At 73.5% G+C, this 19,500-nt stretch carries 15 protein-coding genes and 2 pseudogenes; 10 read left to right on the forward strand and 7 right to left on the reverse strand.

Annotation, left to right across the window (positions count from 1 at the left end; all coding sequences use genetic code 11):
* Nucleotides 1-21: 21 nt before the first annotated feature.
* Genes QSK39_RS45215 through QSK39_RS45230 form a run of 4 tightly spaced genes read right to left on the reverse strand, consistent with a single transcriptional unit; the run spans nt 22 to nt 3,976 of the window.
* The gene (locus tag QSK39_RS45215) at nt 22-900 is read right to left on the reverse strand and encodes a carbohydrate ABC transporter permease (protein WP_285483980.1); all 879 of its coding nucleotides are present in this window, start codon (nt 898-900) and stop codon (nt 22-24) included.
* A complete protein-coding gene (locus tag QSK39_RS45220) occupies nt 897-1,874 on the reverse strand; it encodes a carbohydrate ABC transporter permease (RefSeq protein WP_285483981.1) in 978 nt (325 codons plus the stop codon). The genes QSK39_RS45215 and QSK39_RS45220 overlap by 4 nt, the downstream gene beginning before the upstream one ends.
* Nucleotides 1,875-1,883: 9 nt before the next feature.
* A complete protein-coding gene (locus QSK39_RS45225; RefSeq protein WP_285483982.1) occupies nt 1,884-3,149 on the reverse strand; it encodes an ABC transporter substrate-binding protein in 1,266 nt (421 codons plus the stop codon).
* Complete coding sequence (locus QSK39_RS45230) at nt 3,149-3,976, reverse strand: endo alpha-1,4 polygalactosaminidase (protein ID WP_285483983.1); 828 nt, start codon at nt 3,974-3,976, stop codon at nt 3,149-3,151. The genes QSK39_RS45225 and QSK39_RS45230 overlap by 1 nt, the downstream gene beginning before the upstream one ends.
* A gap of 249 nt (nt 3,977-4,225) precedes the next feature.
* Between QSK39_RS45230 and QSK39_RS45235 the strand changes: the two genes are divergently transcribed.
* The 10 genes from QSK39_RS45235 (at nt 4,226) to QSK39_RS45280 (ending at nt 16,334) form a co-directional block, all read left to right on the forward strand.
* Nucleotides 4,226-5,314 (forward strand): sensor histidine kinase, encoded by a 1,089-nt coding sequence (locus QSK39_RS45235; protein WP_285483984.1) that lies wholly within the window; start codon nt 4,226-4,228, stop codon nt 5,312-5,314.
* The gene (locus QSK39_RS45240) at nt 5,307-6,500 is read left to right on the forward strand and encodes a hypothetical protein (RefSeq protein WP_285483985.1); all 1,194 of its coding nucleotides are present in this window, start codon (nt 5,307-5,309) and stop codon (nt 6,498-6,500) included. The genes QSK39_RS45235 and QSK39_RS45240 overlap by 8 nt, the downstream gene beginning before the upstream one ends.
* Nucleotides 6,485-7,135, forward strand: a complete 651-nt coding sequence (locus QSK39_RS45245; protein ID WP_285483986.1) for a response regulator transcription factor — start codon at nt 6,485-6,487, stop codon at nt 7,133-7,135. Before QSK39_RS45240 ends, QSK39_RS45245 begins: the two co-directional genes overlap by 16 nt.
* 167 nt (nt 7,136-7,302) lie before the next feature.
* Nucleotides 7,303-7,923, forward strand: a complete 621-nt coding sequence (locus QSK39_RS45250; protein ID WP_285483987.1) for a hypothetical protein — start codon at nt 7,303-7,305, stop codon at nt 7,921-7,923.
* Nucleotides 7,924-8,274: 351 nt separating this feature from the next.
* Nucleotides 8,275-10,488, forward strand: coding sequence for a hypothetical protein (locus QSK39_RS45255; protein WP_285483988.1), 2,214 nt, complete (start codon nt 8,275-8,277; stop codon nt 10,486-10,488).
* Nucleotides 10,481-11,746 carry a hypothetical protein gene (locus QSK39_RS45260; protein ID WP_285483989.1) on the forward strand — a complete coding sequence of 422 codons (1,266 nt, stop codon included), beginning with the start codon at nt 10,481-10,483 and terminating at the stop codon, nt 11,744-11,746. Before QSK39_RS45255 ends, QSK39_RS45260 begins: the two co-directional genes overlap by 8 nt.
* A 24-nt stretch (nt 11,747-11,770) precedes the next feature.
* Nucleotides 11,771-12,367 carry a hypothetical protein gene (locus QSK39_RS45265; RefSeq protein WP_285483990.1) on the forward strand — a complete coding sequence of 199 codons (597 nt, stop codon included), beginning with the start codon at nt 11,771-11,773 and terminating at the stop codon, nt 12,365-12,367.
* 18 nt (nt 12,368-12,385) lie between these two features.
* A complete protein-coding gene (locus QSK39_RS45270; RefSeq protein ID WP_285483991.1) occupies nt 12,386-13,699 on the forward strand; it encodes a hypothetical protein in 1,314 nt (437 codons plus the stop codon).
* Nucleotides 13,700-13,704: 5 nt separating this feature from the next.
* Nucleotides 13,705-15,243, forward strand: coding sequence for a DUF4056 domain-containing protein (locus tag QSK39_RS45275; RefSeq protein ID WP_285483992.1), 1,539 nt, complete (start codon nt 13,705-13,707; stop codon nt 15,241-15,243).
* Nucleotides 15,240-16,334, forward strand: a complete 1,095-nt coding sequence (locus tag QSK39_RS45280; protein WP_285483993.1) for a hypothetical protein — start codon at nt 15,240-15,242, stop codon at nt 16,332-16,334. Before QSK39_RS45275 ends, QSK39_RS45280 begins: the two co-directional genes overlap by 4 nt.
* Nucleotides 16,335-16,349: 15 nt before the next feature.
* On the opposite strand, the gene QSK39_RS45285 is transcribed toward QSK39_RS45280, so the two are convergent.
* From QSK39_RS45285 to QSK39_RS53370, 3 genes and pseudogenes are all read right to left on the reverse strand, one after another.
* Entirely contained in the window at nt 16,350-18,191 is a 1,842-nt protein-coding gene (locus QSK39_RS45285) for a bifunctional sugar phosphate isomerase/epimerase/4-hydroxyphenylpyruvate dioxygenase family protein (protein WP_285483994.1), read from the reverse strand.
* A pseudogene (locus QSK39_RS53365) lies at nt 18,178-18,492 on the reverse strand (shikimate dehydrogenase); the annotation flags it as partial. The pseudogene QSK39_RS53365 and the gene QSK39_RS45285, both read right to left, overlap by 14 nt.
* 252 nt (nt 18,493-18,744) lie before the next feature.
* Nucleotides 18,745-19,401, reverse strand: a pseudogene (locus tag QSK39_RS53370) (shikimate dehydrogenase); the annotation flags it as partial.
* Nucleotides 19,402-19,500 lie beyond the last annotated feature (99 nt).

Genomic DNA, 19,500 nt, shown 5'->3' on the forward strand with positions numbered 1-19,500 from the left:
GTTGTGCGAAGGGGAGGAGGGTCAGCCCTTGAGCCCGCTGGAGGTCACGGACTGGACGAACGTCTTCTGCGCGCCGAGGAAGGCCAGCAGCACGGGCAGGACGGTGATGACGTTGCCCGCCATCACCGCGGCCCAGTTCGTGTGGTGCTGGCCCTGGAACGTGGTGAGCCCCAGCTGCAGGGTGTAGGTCGTGTCGTGGTTGAGCGCGATCAGCGGCCAGGTCAGGTCGTTCCAGGTGGTCAGGAACGTCAGCACCGCCACCGTGGCCAGCGCGGGCCGGGACAGCGGCAGCACGATGGTGAACAGCACGCGCAGCCGCGAGCAGCCGTCGATCCACGCGGCTTCTTCGAGTTCCCGGGGCAGCGACAGGAAGAACTGGCGCAGCAGGAACACCGCGAACGGCGTCACCAGCGACGGCACGATGAGCGCGCCCAGGCTGTCGATCAGGCCGAGCTTCTTCATCACCAGGAACGTCGGGATCATGGTGAGCTGGAACGGGATCGCCATCGTCGCGACCATCAGCGCGAGCAGTGCCCGTGAACCGGCGAACCGCATCCGCGCGAACGCGTACCCGCCCAGCGCGCCGAACAGCAGGTTCGACACCACGGTGACCGCCGAGACGATCAGCGAGTTCCCGAACCAGCGCAGGAACAGCGCGTTCTCGAGGACGTAGCGGTACCCGGCGAAGTCCACATGGGACGGCCACAGCGCGGGCGGGAACCGGTTGATCTCGGCGTTGCTCATCACCGAGCTGAGCAGCAGCCACACCAGCGGCGCGGCGAACACCAGCGCCAGCGGCACGAGCAGCAGGTGCCACGGGCTGAACGGCAGCCGGGGCCGGCGCGGCACGGGCAGCACGCGGGTCGCGGGTACTTCGAGCTGCGCGGGCGGTGTGGTCATCGGAGGGCCTTCCCGGGCCGGCGCAGCACGCGCAGGACGACCACGGCGACGAGCAGGGCGAGCGCGAGCACGTAGGCCGACGCCGCGCCGTAGCCGGCCGTGAAGTTCTTGAACGCCTGCTCCCAGACGAAGTAGACGATGACCGTCGTGGAGCCGAGCGGGCCGCCCTTGGTCGTCACGTAGACCAGGTCGAACACCTGCAGCGACGTGATGAGCTGCCACAGCACGAGGAACAGCGTCACCGGCGTGACCGCGGGCAGCGTCACGTGCCGGAGCACGCGCCAGGTGCCGGCACCGTCCAGCCGCGCGGCCTCGACCAGCGACGGCGGCACGTCCTGCAGCGCGGCCAGGTACACCACGACGCAGAAGCCCGTGCCGCTCCACAGCGTGATGCCGACCAGCACCAGCAGTGCCTGCGCCGGATCGGTCAGGAACCCCTGCGGGGACACGCCGAGGTGGTGCAGCAGCGAGTTGGCCGCGCCGAACTGCGGGTCGAGGATGAAGGAGAACAGCACGCCCTGGGCGGTCGCCGACAGCACGAACGGGACCAGCACCAGCGTGCGGTAGAGCCCGGCCAGGCGGATGCGCCGGTTCAGCGCCTGGGCCAGCAGGAACCCGAACAGGATGCTGAGCGGGACGTAGAGCACCGTGTACAGCACGGTGTTCCCGACCGCCTGGGCGAAGTGCGGGTCCTGGGCGAGGGCCGCGTAGTTGTCCAGGCCGGTCCAGCGGCTGGGGGTCACCAGGTCGTCGACCTGGAAGGAGAGCACCAGCGACCAGGCGACGGGCACCACGCCGAGGCCGAGGATGATGAGGACGGCGGGCGAGACGTAGGCCCAGGCCGCCGCGGTTTCGCGGCGCCGCCTGCGTTGGACGGGTGTGACCGGGGTTTTCGGGGGTTCCGGGTGGCGGAGCCCCCGGCCCGAGGCGGAGCCTCGGCTTGGCACGGTGATGGGCCTCGGCAGTCCGGGCATGGCGGCTCCCTATCGCGGAATGATCAGGGCGGCGTTCGCGGCCGCGGCGCAGTCGCGCAGCGCGTCGGCCGGGGTCGCCTGGCCGAGCAGCACGGCGACGATCGCGGTGCCGACGGCGGCCGACACCTGGGGGTAGGCCGGGTGCACCGGCCGGACGCGGGCGTTCTCCAGCGCGTCGACGAAGACCGGCAGACCGGGGGTCTCCGCGGTTTTCTCCTGCCACGCCGGCAGTTGCTGCGTCGCGCGGCTCAGCGGGAGGCTGCCCGCGCCGTCGTCCCAGCGGACGTCCTGGGCCGGGTCGGCCAGCCAGGACAGGAAGGTGCGCGCCGCCTCGACGCGCTCCTCGCCGTTGTCGAACAGCGTCCACGTGTCCGGGCCCGAAATGGTCACCGGCCGGCCGCTGAAGCTGGGCAGCGGCACGATCGCGTAGTCGACCCCGGCGTCGGCGATGTCGGGCAGCTGCCACGGGCCGGTCGGGACCATGCCGATGTGGCCGGCTTCGAACGCCTGGTACATCTGCTCGCTGCCGGTCTTCGGGTCGAGGTAGACGGCCTTCGCCGCGGCGAGGTCGCGGACGACCTCCAGCGCCCGCACGCCCTGGTCGGCGAACCCGATGCCGCGCCCGCCCGCGCCGATGACGTCACCGCCGAGGTCCCACACCATCGGCCACAGCCGCCACACGGTGTCCTCGTCACCGGTGGCGGGCCAGGCGGTGCCGAAGGTGCCGTTGCCCGCGTCGGTGAGTTTCCTCGCCGTATCGACGAAGTCGGCCCACGTCCAGCCCGCGGCGGGCAACGGGATGCCCGCCTGCTCGAACAGCGCCTTGTTGCACACCACGGCCAGCGAATCGAGCAGCGCCGGGACCGCGCGGACCCGGCCGTTGACGGTGACCGCTTCCCGGGCGGGTGCCCAGAAACCGGGGCCGGCGTCGACGAGGTCGGTGACGTCGACGACGCTCGGGCTGCGCGCGACGCTGGCGAGGTCCGAGCCGAAGACGTAGGCGATGTCCGGGAACGACCCCGACGCGAGCGCCGCGGTGATCTTCTGGAGCATCGCGTCGGCGAGGACACCGCCACCCAGGTCGATCCGGATGCCGGGGTGCGTCCGGTGGAAGTCCGCGACGAGCGCGTCGAGGACCTTCTTGCCGGTGTCGGTCTGGCCGTGCCAGACCTCGACGGTGACGGGGCCGCCGGTGGCCCGCGCCGGGCCGCAGCCGGCGACGGCCGCTCCCAGCGCGAGACCACCGGCGCCGCGCAGGAATCCGCGGCGGTCCATCAGCAGGTCTTGCGGACGTAGCCGGCTTCGCCCTTCGGGACGACGTCGAGGTCGCGGCGCACGATGCTCAGCGAGCTCCACCGGCTGCAGGCGGTCTTGAGCCCGCTGTCGGTGTACTCGATGACGATCACGTGGTCGCCGAACGCGGGCGTGAACTCGCCGCAGTTCTTCTGCTGCCCGCACTCTTCGGCGATGGCGAAGTCGAGGCCGTTCGCCTGGCGCTGGTCGGACAGCTCGGAGGTGTTCTTCTGGGCGATCGCCAGGCCCTTTCCGTGGGCGTGGGCGGACAGCAGGCGGATGTAGGCCTGCGCGTTGGCGTCGCTCAGAAGTCCCTTGGAGCGCGTGTAACTGTCGTAGTTGTCGGGCTCGATCGCCTGGTAGCCCCGGGCCGCGCAGTCGTCGACCCAGGCGTTCACCTTGGCCGCGACGCGGGTCCGCTTGTCCGCGGTGCGCAGGTCGAGGAGGGCCTCGTCCCAGTCCTTGTCGATGACGACGTTGCCGTTGGCGTCGCGGAGAAGCAGGTCGCCCCACTCCCCCTCGGCGCCGGGCTGGGCCTGGAAAGCGTTGACGTAGCAGATGTTGTAGAGGCCCGCGGCGGGCGAGGCGGTGTGGTCGCGGCTGACGACCTTGACGTCGCTTGCCGGGGTGTAGGCGCCGCCGATCTGGTAGTCGAAGCCGGCCTTGACCGGCGGGGGCGTGACGGTGGCTGCCGGTGCCGCGGAGGCGGAACACGCGGTTCCGGCCACGACCATGACCGCCAGGGCGGCGCCGGCGAGGAACTGAACGCGGGAAGAGGGCATCATCGGGCTCCGGATGATGGTGGGCACGACCCCGCCTCGGACCACGAGCGCGTCCTGGCGACTCAGTCCGGGCTCGCGGCGGGGGCCGACATACCGGCTGGGCGTACCTCTGACGTCGGGCGTCCGTTCCGACGTGCTCAGCAGTAAAGCGAGCAACACCGGGCATGTCAAGTGCTCGATAGTGCAGGAAGTCCGGCCTTATTGGACAGAATTGCGCGTGACGGGCGGCCTGGTAGCGTCCGATTTCCGTAGTTCGACCAGGTTCCCGGGGGTGTGATGACGGCCAGCGCGCCGGGGCCGGTCGAGGCGCAGTTCCGGGCGTCGGTCGCCCGGTTCGCCGGGCCCGCGCGAGCCGTCGCCACCGCGGCCGTCGGCGTCTTCGGGGTGGTCGCGGCCCCGGGCGCGTTCCCGGCTTTCGGGTTGCTCGCGGTGACTCTCGTCGCGGGCGCCGCCGACGTCTTCGCCGGGCGGCGCACGTCGTTCGCGCTGGGGGTGGTGCGGGCCGGGGCGGTGGGTGCGTGCCAGCCGTGGATCACGTCGGTGCCCGGCGAGGCGAGCCTGTGGGCGGTGAACGTCCTCACGATCACGGCGATCACGTGGCAGTGGGAGCACCCGCCGCGGCTGACCGGGCCGGCGCTGGTGGTGCTGCTGGCCGTGGGGATCACCGCGGGCGGCGGGGACTGGCTGCCGGTGGCGCTGCGGGTCGTGGTGGAGACCGTGCTGGCGCGGCTGGCGTTCGTGCTGCTCATCCGCTCGACGTCCCGCACGGACACGGCACGCGCCGAGCAGGCGGCGCTCGAGCGGGCGGCGGCGCTCGACCGGGACCGCCGCCGCCGCGAGCGCGAGTACCTGGCGCTGCTGCACGACACGGCATCGGCGACGTTCCTGACGGTGGCATCCGGCGCGGCGGCGGATCCTTCCGCGGTAGCCGGGTACGCGGCCCGCGACTTGGCGATCCTGACCGGTTCACCGCGGGAGGAGGACACCCCGGCCGACCTGGAGGCGGGTCTGCGCGCGACGCTGGCGGGGCGTGCGCTGCCGGTCGAGGCGGTGTGGGAGCCGGTGCCGCTGATCCCGGCATCGGCGGCGTTGGCGTTGGTGCGCGCGGCGGAGGAGGCGTTGCGGAACGCCGAACGCCATTCGGGCGCGGACTCGGTTTCGCTGCGGTTGGGTGCTTCGCCGGACGGAGTGGCGGTGACGATCACCGACGACGGCGCGGGCTTCGACCCGGCCTCGGTTCCCTTGGCGCGACGCGGGGTGCGGGGGTCGGTGGTCGAGCGGATGCGCGCGGCGGGCGGGACGGCGGAGGTGACGTCGAGCCCCGGCGCGGGGACGGTCGTGACGTTGAGGTGGTCCCGTGGCTGAGCCGGCGGGCGAAAAGCCGGCCGGTCCGGGTTCCCCGGGCGCTGCCGCACCTGCGAACGCGACCACCGCCGCCGAAACCGCGTCCCCAGCCGACCCCGCCACCTCCGGCGATCCTGCTGTCCGGCTTGCCGCCGCCATCCGGGTCGTGCTGCTCGGAGTCACCGGCATCATCCAGCTCGGCCTCGGGCTCGCTCCCCTTCTCCGGCACCACTCCGCCTACCGGCCGCCCTTTCTCGCCGATCTCGCCTACGCCGCCCTTGCCGGGGTCACCGCCCTCTGTGCCCTCTGGGTGCTGCGTCGCAAGCCCCTTCCCACCGCGGTGGCCGTCGGCGGGACGCTTGTCGTTCTGCTCGCCTCCTCCGCCGCGACCGCCGCGTTGCCGCCGGACTCCTTCTTCCGGGAGCCGCACTGGTCCTTCGGGCTCGTCGGGTGGCATCTGCTCGTCCTGCTCGCCGATCGGCCGCCCGCCCTGCTCACCGCGCTCGGCGCCCACACCGCCGCCAGCGTCACGCAGTTCCTGCTCGGCGGGACTCCCACGCGCACCGAGCTCGGCGATGCCGCGATCGTGCTCTTCGGCGTCACCGTCTTCCAGCTCGCCATCGCCGGGCTGATCCGGCTGCTCGACCGCCGTGCCGGGGAAGCCGCCGCGGCCGCCGCCGGACGGGAGCGCCTCGCCATCCGGGCCGCCCTCGCCGCGCAGGCCGGGCGGGACCTGCGCGCCGGGTTCGCCGAACAGCTCGGGGCCACCCTGCCGCTGCTGGCCGGTCTCGCCGACGGCACCGTCGACCCCCGCACGCCCGACGCCCGCGCCCGCTGTGCGCTCGCCGCCGCGCAGCTGCGACGGCTCTTCGCCGAAAACGACGACGTGCCCGATCCGCTGGTGCACGAGGTCACCGCGTGCCTCGACGTCGCCGAGCGGCGCGGGGTCGCCGTGACGCTCGCCGTGAGCGGGGACGTCGTCGACGTCCCGGCGCCGGCCCGCCGCGCCCTGACCGGCCCGGTGCTCACCGCACTGGCCGCCGCCCGCACCCGGGCCCGCGTGAGCGTGCTGCGCACCCCCGAGCTGGTGCGCGTCGCCGTGGTCGCGGACGGCTCCGCGGAAGTGACCGGATCCGCGGCGGTCCCCGTCACGTCCCACTCCCGGGACGGGCAGACCTGGATGGAGGCGCGGTGGCGACCCGAGTGACGGCCGTCGTGGTCGACGACCACCCGGCGGTGCGCGCCGGCGTGGCGTACTGGCTGGCGGCCGGCGACCCGCCGATCGACGTCGTCGCCGAGGGCGAGGACGTCAAGGCCGCCTGGCTCGGCCCGGGCGCCGCCGCCGACGTGGTGATCTTCGACCTGCACCTGGGCGGCCCCGCGCCCGCGTTCGGCGACCTGCGGCGGCTGGCCGAGGCCGGGCGCCGGGTGGTCGTCTACTCGATGCGCTCGGACGACGACGTCGCGTTGCAGTGCCTCGAACTGGGTGCGCTGTGCTACCTGACGAAGGCCGAAGGCGCCGGGCACCTGGTGGAAGCGACGCGGGCCGCGGCGCAGGACCGGCCCTACACCCCGCCGTCGCTGGCCGGGGCGCTCGCCGGCGACCGGTCGGAGACGCGGCCCGCGCTCTCGGCGCGCGAGGCCGAGGTGCTCGTCGAGTGGTTCCAGTCGGAGTCGAAGGAGTTCGTCGCGCACCGGCTCGGGATCTCGGCCAGCACGGTGAACTCCCACCTGGAGCGGATCCGGGTCAAGTACGCGCGCATCGGCCGCGAGGCGCCGACCAAGGCCGCGCTCGTCGCCCGCGCCATCCAGGACGGCCTGATCGGCGTCGACGATCTGTGACCTCCGTGTGGTGCGAACGGCCCACACCGCCGGTGCGGCGTCCGGGTTAGCTTCCCGCTGACGGAGCCGCGAGGGCGCGCCGTTCCCGGCCGCCGCGACCGACCTGGGGGCGGCCGCGGCGCTCGGCTCCGGCCGGAACCCGTCCGGCAGCTTTTCCGAGGAGATCCATGAAGCACGTCCGCATTCCCGCCCTGCTCGCCGCCTGCGCCGTCGGCCTCCTGCTGTCCGCGTGCGGCGGGGAGTCCGGCCAGGCCGCGCCCGCCGCCCCGACCAGCGCCCCCGCCGCCCCGGCGTCGGAGTCCCCCGAGTCGTCGACGGCCGCGGCCGCCCCGGTCGGCGACGTCACGAAGCCCGGCACCGAACTCAAGCTCGGCGAGCGCGCGGTGGTCCCGTTCAAGTACGGCACCAGCAAGTCCGGCACGATCGCCATCACCGTGACCGCGATCGAGAAGGGCGACAACGCCGACCTCGCGAAGTACGGCGACAAGGCGAAGGGCATCACGCCGTTCTACCTGCGCGCGACGGTCGAGAACGTCGACGGCGCCGACCTGGCCTACTCCTCGGTGAGCCTGCGCGCCCTCGGCGCCGACGGCCGCTCGACCGGCGTGATCATCACCGGCAGCACGGATCAGTGCAAGTCCGGCACGGCGGGCAAGGACTTCACCAAGGCGGGCGCGAAGTTCGAGACGTGCACGCTGCAGGGCGCCCGCGAAGGCAGCGAGGTCGGCGCCGCGACGTTCGACAAGGGCGACGGCTACGACAAGTCCCCGCTGGTCTGGAAGAACTGACCCACGCGCGGGCACCACGGCCGGGTCGCGGCCGTGGTGCCCGCCCTCGTCACGGCGTGGCCGAACACACCCGCAGCGGCCCGCCGGGCGTGCGGCTACCCGGCCACGGCCCGCGACCGCCCGGGCCCGCGAACGGGCGATCGCGATCTGCGCCGAGCTGGAGCTGGCGGCCGCCGACGGGACACGCGCGGAACTGGCCGCCCTCGGCTGACGACGTTGCACGCGGCCTTTCCCTTCCACGGCAACGATCATGTACACCGTCGCTCCCGAACTCACTGTCGACGAATTGTCGACGGGCGCTGGAACCGTGGTCCGGTACCAGAGGAGTCCGGCGAGGCGAGGGAGTTCCAGATGAGCATGCCAGTGCTCAGGCCGTACGGTCCGGGCGGCGAGGCCGTGACGACCGAAGCGGGCGCGATTTCGCCCTTCGCACCGGTGACCCTGTCGGGCGACGCCGAGCCGAGACCGGCCCCGCCGCCCGGGCAGGTGCTGCACTCCCCGTTCGCCGAGGCCGCGTCCGCGGTGGGTGCGTCCGACCTGGGTGCCGAGGCGACCGGGGCGTTGCTGGCCGAGCTCGACGACGCCCGGTTCGCCGAAGCCCTGGAGATGCTGGAGGACGACGTCGCCGCGCGGCACCTCCGGTCGATCGGCACCTGGTCGAGCGAATCCGCGGCGCCCGTCCTCGCCACCGCCGACACCGCGCAGTGGATGGCGGAACTGGCCGAAGAAGCCGACCGCATGCTCGGCGCCCTCGAAGCACACTTCGGGGACCGGCTGGCGGATTCCGTGCAGGCGAGCGAAATCGACGCGGTCGCCGGCTACCGCGAGGCGGACGGATTCACCAATCCGCTGACCTCCCAGCAGCTTTTCCTCGGCGGGTTGCTGGACAAGGCGAAGAAACTGGCGAAGGGCGTGGGCAAGCTCGCGCGCAAGGGGCTCGCCTTCGCCGGCAAGCTCGCGCTGGGACCGCTGTTCGGGATCCTCCGCAAGCTCGTCCGGCCGCTGCTGCGGAAGGTGCTCGACAGCGCCATCGGCCGGCTGCCCGAGTCCCTGCGCCCGCTGGCCACGCAGCTGGCGGCCAAGCTGCGGGGCAGCGGCGAACTGTCCACCGAGGACACCTTCGCGGAGGAGTTCGACCGCGAGCTCGCCACGGCCGTCACCTCTCCCGGCGAGACCGGTCAGCCGGCCGGGGACCCGGAGTTCACCGGCGACGACCCCGGACCGGGCCACGACCTGGACGACGCCCGGGCCCGGCTGTCGCGCGAGCTGGCCACCGCCGACCCCGGCGTGCCCCCGACCGAGCAGCTGGAGCAGTTCATCCCCGTGGTGATGGCGGCGCTGCCGCTGATCCGGACGGGCATCGGCATCATCGGCCGCGACAAGATCGTCGACGCGATCGCCGGCCCCCTCTCCCAGCTGATCTCGGGCATGGTCGGCGCGGACGCCGCCCAGCTGCTGTCCCGGCACATCGCCGGCGCCGGGCTGGGGCTGCTCGGACTCGAGGCCGGCGGGGACGGCACCCTCGGCGGCGAGGCCCTGGTGGCCGCGGCCGAGGACACCGTCCGGCAGGTCATGACGCTGCCGCCCGAATCGCTGGGGCACGAGCTGCTCGTCGAGACCGAGGTGCAGGACGCCTTCGCCGAAGCGGCCGCCCGGCACCTGCCCGCGGCGGTGCTGCGCGCCGAGCTGGTGGGGCCGGAGCACGGGGTGTGGGTCATGATGCCGCGCGCGACCCGGCCCTGCTTCCGCTACAAGAAGTACGGCCGCGTCATCCCGGTCCGGCTCACCCGGCCGATGGCCCGCGCGGTCGTCCTGGCCGGCGGCGACACGCTCGAACGGCGGCTGCTCGAATCCGGCGTCCAGGCGTGGCCGGTCGAGGGCGAGGTGGAGCTGTACGAGCTGCTGGCCGGCGGCCGGCCGGGCCACATCGCCGCGTACGAGTCGGCCGACGGCGCGAACGCGGCCGAGTTCGAAGAGCTGACGCAGACCGCCGCGACGCTGCTGACCGGCAATCCCCGCTTGGCCGGGCCCCACCGGCACGGGCACCACCGCCGGGCGGGCGGCCGGTACTTCCGGTTCCGCCGGCAGGGGCGTCCGCTGCACCGCGGGTACCGGCAGGGCTTCGTCGTGGGGTTCGACCTGACCGCGCCGCAGCCGGTGCTGCGGGTGAACCTGCTGATCGGCGAGCGGGACAGCCACGAGCTCGCGGCCCAGCTCCAGCGCCGGCAGCTCGTCCAGGTCGTCTCGACCGTGCGGCGGCTGCTCGACGACGCCGCGCTCCAGGCGATGACGACCCGGCTGGAACGGCTGCTGACCAAGCACGGCATCACCGCCCCGGCCGGCGCCGGCAGGCAGCTGGCCCAGCGGCTCGCCGACGGGATGCTGCGGACGGTGTCGGAGCAGCTGCCCGCCTCGGCCCAGACGCTCGCCCAGGCGGCCCAGGACCCCGCCCCTGGGGCGACGCTGACCTTCACGTTCTCCTTCGCCGACCGCGCCGCGGTCGCCGCGGGCACGCCGGCCGGCGACCCGGCCGTCACCATCCGGCCGGGACTGCACCGTGACTGACCTCGCCGCGGACCGGCAGACCGAGGCCGAGCTGGTGCACTGGCAGCTCGCGGTCGAAGCACTGGCCGATCTCGACACGGTGGCCGCGCCCGAGGCGTGGCAGGCGCTGGAGGACTACCTGCAGCGCCAGGTCCGGGGCCGGCTGTCGGAGGTGGTCGCGGTGCTGGTCGCCGAGGGCCGGGCGCTGCACCGCAGGCTGGGCGCGGACGGCGATCCCGCCGGGATCCGGCAGGCGGTCCTGCGGCTGCGCGCCCGGTACCTCCAGGTGGAGACGATCCTCGACTTCTACGGCGACGCGGTGAACAGCCGGACGAACCCGGCGCTGCGAGCGCTGTTGCGCGGGTACGACACGCTGGCGGGCGACAGCATGGCCGCCGTCCTGAACCGGCTGGGCATCGAGTCCCCGCCCGCGCTGATCTACCTGGACCGCGGGCTGGGCGCGGCGATCCTGCGCGCCGGGATCCGGCTGTGGGACCACAGCCACCCGTCGCCGGCCGCGGCGATCAAGCTGACCCGGCACAACCTCGCCTACCCGACCGCGCTGCTGCACGAAACCGGCCACCAGGTGGCGCACCTGACCGGCTGGACCACCGAGCTGGCCGACTCCCTGGCCGCCGTGCTCGCGCCGCGCTCGACGGAGCTGGCCGAGCTGTGGCGGGGCTGGGCCGGGGAGATCGCCGCCGACGTCCACGCCTTCGCGCAGGCCGGGTGGGCGCCGGTGGCCGCGCTGGCCAACGTCGTCGACGGCCCGCCGCAGGCCGTGTTCCGGGTCCGCTTCAACGATCCGCACCCCTTCCCGTACCTGCGGGTGATGCTCAACGCCGAGCTGTGCCGCAGCTGGTTCGGGGCCGGGCCGTGGGACGACGTCGCCGCCGTCTGGCGGCAGCGGAACCCGCTGGCCGACGCCCCCGGCGACGTGGCCGCGCTGACCCGCCTCAGCCTCGCCGCGCTGCCGGACGTCGTCGACGTCTGCACCCGCCGGCCGATGGCCGCTTTCGGCGGCGCACCGCTGTCGGCACTGCTCGATCCGCGTCGCGTTTCCCCCACCGCGCTGGAGTCCCTCGCCCGGCAGGCCGGTCCGTCGCTGCTGGCTTCGGCGTACCTGAGGCGGCGTGAACCGCTGCGGATCCTCGCCCACCTCTCCACGCGCGCGGTGCTCGAACCGGCCAGTGCGGCCGAGCACCAGGCCCGGCTCCTGGCCTGGGTCACCGATGTCGGTGCCGACGCCGCACCGCGCTCCCACCACCAAGCCGCTTGACCCGGAGGGGAACAGGAAACCGCCATGACCAATCCGAAGACAGCCGAATCCCGCGCCACCGCGGGACGGCCGAAACCGGCCACCGCGCCGGCGGCCAAGACCGGGAAGCCGCCCGCCACCACGTCCACGGAGGACAGACCGGCGCCCGGCCCGGCGCACAACGGGCAGAACCCGGTGCTCGACCAGCTGGTCGCGCTCACCCGCTCGATCGGCGACCTCGTCCAGCAGAACGTCGGAACCCGCGACGACCAGCTCACCACCGCGGACACCGACGCCGAGGAGCAGGCCCGAGTCGTCTTCGCCTACGACTTCCTCGGCGTCGTGCTCGGCCGGCGCGCGCCGAGTGTGTTCCAGCTGACGACCGTGACCGTCGTGCGCGACTTCGGCACCCTGACCTTCACCGGCCTCGGCGCGGCGACGGCGGCCAAGATCCGGGCCGCCGACAACACCGTCCAGTTCCTGGAAGGACTGCGGGACGGCATGCCCGTCACCATCGACGAGGGGCCCAAGGCCATCTCCGACAACCTGCGGATCGACTCGATCATCACGTTCACCGCCCTCGGCGGCACGCCGGTGGCGATCGGGCCGTGCCTCGGCCCGGTCGTCGGGGGCGTCGGATAGACGACAGGAGACATCGTCATGTTCTTCCCACTGGCCAAGGCCCTCGGCAACCAGAACGCCGAACTCGGGGCCCAGCGCGTGTTCCGCCTCCACCCGAACCAGATCGCCGCCCTCCTCGACGAAATCTGGGGTTCGGCGCGAAGAACGCCCCAGATCCCCGATCCGTCCGGGGAGAAGGACCTGGTCTTCTTCGCCCGGTTCTTCGACGACACCGTGCTCGACGCGCTGGACCTGCCGACCCAGCCGGGCGACGACCCGTTCCTCTCGACCGACGGGCTCGACGCCTTCCTCGCCCCGTCCGGGGTGAGCACCGCCGGGTCGTTCGAGTGGAGCGGCCGGCCGAACGAGCTGTTCTGCCCGCCGCTGCTGTGGCACCACCTCGCCTACGCCTACGTCCTGGAGAGCACCGGCATCGTCGAGATCTTCGCCGAGGTGGTCCGGCGGCTGGTCGTCGGCGAGACGATGGGGGTCCTGTCCCCGGACAGCATCGCCTGGCTGCGCGCGACCGAGCAGCTGTTCTTCCGCGACCTGCCGACCTTCTCGGTGGCGAGCGTGCTGAGCCAGGTCCGCCCGTTCGACCGGACCAACCGCCGCAACGCCTACTGGCGGATGTTCGGGCTCGACCTCGCGCACGCGGTGCCGCCGCTGTGGGCCGGGTCCGGGCCGCTGGCCGACTGGAAGGACCTGACCGGTCCGGTGAACCACGACTTCCGGCAGAAGTGGAGCGAACTGCTGCGGCAGATCTGGATCGGCGTGGAGAACCGGGCGAACAACAGCGGTGCCAACCCGACCGACCCGAGCTACATCGCGCTGCTTTCCCGTGCGCTCAAGGACCTGCTCGGCAACCGCCGCCGCGGCGGCGCGCTCGCCCGTGAAGAGTTCGCCTACGTGACGATGCTGAACTGGTTCCACCTGACCGTGGACAGCGACACGTCGCTGATCGTCGACCTGCAAGCGCAGGCGAGCAGTGCGGCCGACCGGCTGGGAGCGCTGGGCCAGAAGGTCGGGATCACGCCCGCGTTGCGGTCCCGGGAGCTGTTCGACCTGGCCGAGCCGATGTCGACGCTGCTGCGCGGGATCGAGCTCGGGCTGTTCGACACCGAGTCGACCGCGGCCACGCTGTTCACCGGCGGGACGAACATCTTCCGGGACGTCCTCGACACGATCAACAACTGGCAGTCGGCCACCGGTGAGCGGGTCAAGGAAAGCCCCGCGCGCCAGGTCACGACCGCGACCGGCGGGCAGCCGCTGCGCGTGCCGGTCCCGGCGGCGTCGCCCGCGGCGATGGCACCGCTGAACGGTTCGGCGCCGGCCCTGTCCCCGAAGGGCTGAGCGCCGTGCCGGCCGCGAGCCAGCCGACCTGGGCGTGGACACCGCCCGATCCGCTGGCGGAAGGAGAGGATTCGGGCTACGAGCCCGAATGGCACGACGAGCCGGACGGCTCGCTCACCGAGGAGGAGCCGCGGCGGTGGGCGGGCGAGCTGACCAGCCCGTTCGCGGCCGCTCCCGAGGCCGATCCGGTGGTGCCCGAGGAGGCGGGCCCGTTCTCCGTCGAGGGCGAGCTCCTGCGGTGGGCCACCGAGCTGGCCCAGGCACCGCAGCGGGTCCGGGCGGCTTTCGACCGGCAGGAGGAGACCGAAGCCGTGCGCTTGCTGGTCGGCAGCGGGGTCCGGGACGCGGAGTGGCTGACCGACCTCGTCTTCCACACCCGGCACCGCGAGCTAGGCGGCCAGGCGGTCTCCGGCGATGCCCTGCTGGAGGAGGAACGGCAGGCCATCCACGACGAGGAGATCCGGCCCCGGCTCGCCGGCGACCCGGCGGAGCTGCTCGAAGGCGAGGGCTTCTTCGGTGCTCTCGTCGGCGATGTGCTGGCGACGAACGCCGTCCACGCCGCGTTCGCCGGGGGTGAGCGCGACGAGAACAAGCTCACGGACATCGGCTACCGGGCGGTCCCGGGCACGGCCGCGAAGATCAAGCCGGGTGATCCGCCCGAGCTGAAGGAGCGGTGGACCCGGATCCGGGACCGCATCGTGCGGCCGTTCCTCCGGTTGAAGAAGACCGGTCTCGACCGGCTGGTGCCGAGGGGAAAGCCGTTCGTGCGCCTGTGCTGCCTGCTGTTCGGGCCCGCGGTCCTCGACCTGGCCGGCCTCGGCACGCACGGGACCGCCCCGGTCGACGCGCTCGGCGAGGTCTACACGCGCAAGCTCGGCTTCGTCGACCTCGGCCACGCCCGCGAGACCGCGGACGTGACGCTGTGGGCTCTGAACCAGCTCCAGCACCAGGCGACGGCCGGCGCCACCGTCGCCCTGTTCCACGGTTCGGCCCGCCTGCTGCGCGACGTCCCGCTCGAGCGGCGGCTGGCGCTCGCGCAGCAGCTGGCGTACGTCGATGCGGTCGAGCACGAGATCGCGACGTTCGGCGTCCCCGGGCCGGGCCTGGACAACTCGTCGTTCTCGCCGGAAGACCTGCCGTCCAACCTGTTCGGCACGCTCGTCGCCGCGGCCGCCTTCCGCGCCGACGGCGGTACCGACGCCGCGATCACGCAGCAGCTCAAGCAGCAGCTGACGGCCGCCGGTGCGCAGCCCGTGGCCGTGGCGGTGCAGGTGCAGCAGGCCGCGGCCGGCCGGGGCTGGTGGGGCCCCGCGACGGCGTGGTGGGCGGATGCCCCGCTGCGCAAGCGGAACTTCACCGCGGACCCCTGGCTCATCGACGAGCAGGGCGCGGTGCGGATCGCCCAGGGCGCGCTGCCCGCGGCGCCGCCCCTGGTCGGCGCGGACTTCGAGTACGAGTCGGCGGCGCACCTCAAGAACACCGAGTTCGCGCAGAAGATCGCTGCCATCCGCGCGCAGGTCCCGGCCTCGGCGAGGACGCCGTGACCGTCCCGTTCTCCGTCGAGGGTGAGCTGGAAAGCTGGGCGGACACGCTGCTGCGGCTGCCGGCCGGGGTCCGGGCGGCGCTCCTGGCCGGGCACCCCGAGGAAGCCGTCCGCCTGCTCGCCGCCGGGGGCAAGCGGGACGAGGCCTGGCTGACCGACGTCGTCTTCCACACCCGCCACCCCGAGCTGCGCGGGCGGGCGATCCGCCGCACCGAGCGGGCCTTGGCCCAGGAGTGGCGGGACCTCCGCACCACCGTCGTGCACGCGGCGCTGACGGCCCCGCCCGCTCCCCCACCGGCCCCGGCGGTTCCCGCCGCACCGGCCCGGCCGGTGACGGACTGGCGGCTGCGCGCACTGCGGTCCGCCGGGATCGATCCGGCCAAGTGGGACCCGGACGCGGGGTTCACGGCGATGAAGCCGATCGTCGAGCGGGTCTACGCCTACGACATGGACTTGTTCAACCACAACGAAAATCTCCTATGGGCCGGGATGGCGAAACTGGCCGGCGGTCAGGTCTACCGCGGGCTGAGCGTCACCCAGGCGACCATCGACGCCGCCGCGATGACGGCCGACCAGGTCGTCACGGCCGACGTCCTCATCACCTACGCGCAGAGCGTTCAGGTGAAGCTGCTCTTCGCGCAGCGGGCGATCTTCGGCGACCTGGCGTGGCAGCACCAGGCTTTCGTGGAGGGCGGCCTGCCGGCGCTGGAGGCCGTCTCCCCCGCCGCGCCGGTCGACGCCTGGCGGGACATCGCCTCCGGCGATCCCGGGCGGGTCCGGCGGGGCAACCGGGCGCTGCTGCGCCGCGAGCAGGAAGTGGTGCTGGCGCCGTTCTACGCGTCGATCCGCGACATCCCGGACTTCGACCAGATCCCGAAGCGCATGTCCGCCGAGGCGCTTTCGCCGGTCACCGGCGGGAAACCGTTCCGGGACGTGGTGCCGGGTGGCGACATCACGGTGTTCGCGGACCGGTGGAAGTGGATCGAGACCGACATGCTGCCGGCCTACGAGGTGCTGACGCCGGCGCGCCGCCGTCAGCTCGTCAACGCTCCGCTGGCCGACCTCGCCGCCCGGCGCTGGCCACCCGGCTGACGGTGGCGGGCTCGGTCAGGCTTCGCGCCGCCGGGCCTCGCGTTGCCTGCGGTGCGCCGCCATCCGCACCGGGGAGTTCACCGCACCGTCGCCCGCGTACCCGCCGATGCGGTGCACCACCTCGAAGAACACCCGGCCGCCGAGCACCACCGTGAAGAAGTGCAGCAGCTCGCCACCCTCGTCGCGGTCGTAGAGCACCGACTGCTGCCGCAACCGCGCCAGCAGCGCGGGATCCGGAGCCAGCCGGGCATCGAGGTCGTCGTAGTAGTTGCCGGGGATCTCCAGCAGCGGTGCCCCCAGCTCGCGCATCCGGCGGGCGCTCGCCAGCGCGTCACCGGTCGTCAACGCGACCCGCTGCGGCTCGCGCACCCCCGGCGCCCACTCCCCCCGCCGGAGCAGGGCCGATTCCAGCGCGATGCGGACGCGGCCGGACGGGTCGGCCACCGTGCGGCTGCGCACCAGCCCGAACGGGGCGGCGAACTCCGTCACCGGTTCCGGCTCCAGGCCGAGGACCGCCCGGTAGAACAACGCCGCCTCGTCGAAGTGGTCGAACGGCTGGGTCAGCGCCAGGTGGTCGATCCCGGTCACCCCGGCTTCGCCGCCCGCCGCCGGGGTCTGGGTGAAGTCGCCGAGCCAGCTGTCGGCCGTGTCGGCGCCGGTGCGGCAGAAGAAGACCGACGTCCCGTCGGGCGCGGCGATCGCCGAGAGGTCCGCCTCGTCCGCGCGGTGGGTGCGCGGCAGGATCGGAGCGAGCAGCCGCTGCGCGCGCCGGGCCGAGGCGACCGGGTCGGCGCTCTCGACCGCGACCGCGCCGACCGACGCGCCCCCGGGGCCGGAAGCGTTGAGCAGGATCCGCGCGTCCCCCTGCTGCCACAGCCGGACGGGCTTGGACCGGTGCCGGCCGGTCTCCGCGAACCCGAGGCCCCGCAACGCCTCCGCCATGGTGGGTTCCGTTTCGCCGTCGACGGCCAGCTCGACGAACGCGTGCCCGGCGAGGGCCGGCGCGGGCGGCAGGTCCGTGACCCCGAGCGTCTCCTGCAGGCCGAGCAGGGAGCGCATCGCGTCGACCGCCGCCGGTCCCGGGTCGGCCTGGCGGAAGACGTCGTTGAACACCTCGAGCGACAGCGGCCCGCGGTAGCCGGCCGCCAGCACGTGCCCGGTGAACGCGGTCAGGTCGAACGCGCCCTGGCCGGGGAAGAGCCGGTGGTGGCGGCTCCACTGCAGGACGTCCATCTGCAGCCGCGGCGCGTCGGCCAGCTGCAGGAAGAACAGCTTCTCGCCGGGGATCGTGCGGATCGCGGCCGGGTCGCTGCCCCGCGACAGGATGTGGAAGCTGTCCAGGCACAGCCCGAGCGCGGGGTGGGCGGCGCGGCGCACGATCCGCCACGAGTGTTCGTAGGTGTTGACGAACCGGCCCCACGCCAGCGCTTCGTAGGCGATCCGGATGCCCCGCGCCGCGGCGCGGTCGGCGAGCAGGTGCAGCTGCTCGGCGGCGAGGTCGTCGTCGTCGACCGCGTCCGGGGAGACCGACGAGCACACCAGCATCGTGTCGGCGCCGAGCTGGTCCATGACGTCGAACTTGAGCTCCGCGCGCCGCAGGTTGCGCGCGAGCACGTCCGGCGGGACCGCTTCGAAGTCGCGGAACGGCTGGTACAGGTCGATCGACAACCCCAGCTCGGCGCAGTGTTCGCCGATCTCCTTCGCCGGCCACGACGAAGCGACGAGGTCGTTCTCGAAGATCTCCACCCCGTCGAACCCGGCGCGGGCGGCGGCGGTCAGCTTGTCTTCCAGGGTCCCGGACAGGCAGACGGTGGCGATCGAGCGGCGGGCTTCGGCTGCGGTTTCAGTCGAGGACATCGGCGGGCTGCCTTTCCAGGGAAGCGGTTCCGGTGAGGACGGCGAAGTGCCGCAGCATCCGCGCGGCATCGGGTTCGGAGCCGGTGAAGAGGCGGAAGGCTTCGGCGGCCTGGAAAACGGCCATGCGGCCGCCGTCCAGCACGCGGGCCCCGACGGCGCGCGCGGCGCGGACGAGGTCGGTTTCGAGCGGCCGGTAGACAACCTCGGCGACCCACAGGTCCGGGCGGAGGAGGCCGGCGGGCACCGGGAGTCCGGGGTGGGCGGCCATGCCGGTAGGGGTGGCGTGCACAAGCCCATCCGCGGCACGCATGGCGGCTGCGAGATCGGTGCCCGCCGACGCGCGGCCGGTCCCGAGTCGGCCACCCACTGCGGCCTCGATGTCCGCCGACCCGCGCCCCTCGAAGCCCGGCCCCACCGACCCGCGGCCGCCGACCCCCTTCTCGGGATCCGATCCCGCTGCCCCGCACCCCTCCCCAGCTCGGCCGCCCATCCCTGCCTCAGACCCCGGCCCCGCCGAAGCGCGACCGGACCCGAACTGACCGCCCACCGGCGTCCCCGCATCCGACCCCGCCGACCCGCGACCCTCCACCGCGGCCCCGAGCCCCGCCCCTGCCGCCGCCCGGCCCGACCCGAACCGGTCAGCCAAGGCAGCCGCCAGCTCCGCCGCCCGGCCGGTGTCGAGGTCGAAGACCCGGACGTGGCCCGCGCCCGCCGTGAGCAACCCGTGGGCCACCGCGGCTCCCGCGCCGCCCGCGCCGAGCAGCACCACCGACTCCAGTTCGGCTTCCGGCAGGCCGGTCCGCAGGCCCCGGGCGAAGCCGGACCAGTCGGTGTTGTGGCCGATCGCGCGGCCGTTCTCGAACACCACCGTGTTGACCGCCGCCAGCGCCGCCGCGTCCGGGGACAGCTCGTCCAGGTGCTCCAGCACCACCTGCTTGCACGGGTGCGTGATGTTCAGCCCGCGGAACCCGGCGTCGCGGCCCGCCGCCAGCAGGGGCCCGACGGCGGTCGCCGGCACGCCGAGTTCGTCGAGGTCGAAGCGGGCGTAGACCAGCTCCACCCCGAGCCGGCGGGCCTCGGTCTCGTGCAGCGGCGGGCTCAGCGACGGCCCGATGCCCGCGCCGATCAGCCCGGTGAGCACCGTGCCCGGGGTCGCCCGCGCGGCGTGCGCGCGGATCGCGTCGATCGCTGAAGACAAGGTCACGAGCACTCCCGTAATGTACGAACCAGTACGTTATTTGTACCTCATGGTGTCGCCGCCGTGAAGGGCCCCGGCGAGGTCCTACAGTGGGAACACCACCTGCAGCGA

This window comes from Amycolatopsis sp. NBRC 101858 (assembly GCF_030269325.1).
GTDB classification, from domain to species: Bacteria; Actinomycetota; Actinomycetes; order Mycobacteriales; family Pseudonocardiaceae; genus Amycolatopsis; species Amycolatopsis ponsaeliensis.

Coding starts and splice junctions, on each gene's coding strand:
- QSK39_RS45265 (WP_285483990.1), top strand. CDS start 11,771: ATGACCAATCCGAAGACAGCCGAATCCCGCGCCACCGCGGGACGGCCG.
- QSK39_RS45250 (WP_285483987.1), top strand. CDS start 7,303: ATGAAGCACGTCCGCATTCCCGCCCTGCTCGCCGCCTGCGCCGTCGGC.
- QSK39_RS45225 (WP_285483982.1), bottom strand. CDS start 3,149: ATGGACCGCCGCGGATTCCTGCGCGGCGCCGGTGGTCTCGCGCTGGGA.
- QSK39_RS45215 (WP_285483980.1), bottom strand. CDS start 900: ATGACCACACCGCCCGCGCAGCTCGAAGTACCCGCGACCCGCGTGCTG.
- QSK39_RS45285 (WP_285483994.1), bottom strand. CDS start 18,191: ATGTCCTCGACTGAAACCGCAGCCGAAGCCCGCCGCTCGATCGCCACC.
- QSK39_RS45255 (WP_285483988.1), top strand. CDS start 8,275: ATGAGCATGCCAGTGCTCAGGCCGTACGGTCCGGGCGGCGAGGCCGTG.
- QSK39_RS45235 (WP_285483984.1), top strand. CDS start 4,226: ATGACGGCCAGCGCGCCGGGGCCGGTCGAGGCGCAGTTCCGGGCGTCG.
- QSK39_RS45270 (WP_285483991.1), top strand. CDS start 12,386: ATGTTCTTCCCACTGGCCAAGGCCCTCGGCAACCAGAACGCCGAACTC.
- QSK39_RS45220 (WP_285483981.1), bottom strand. CDS start 1,874: ATGCCCGGACTGCCGAGGCCCATCACCGTGCCAAGCCGAGGCTCCGCC.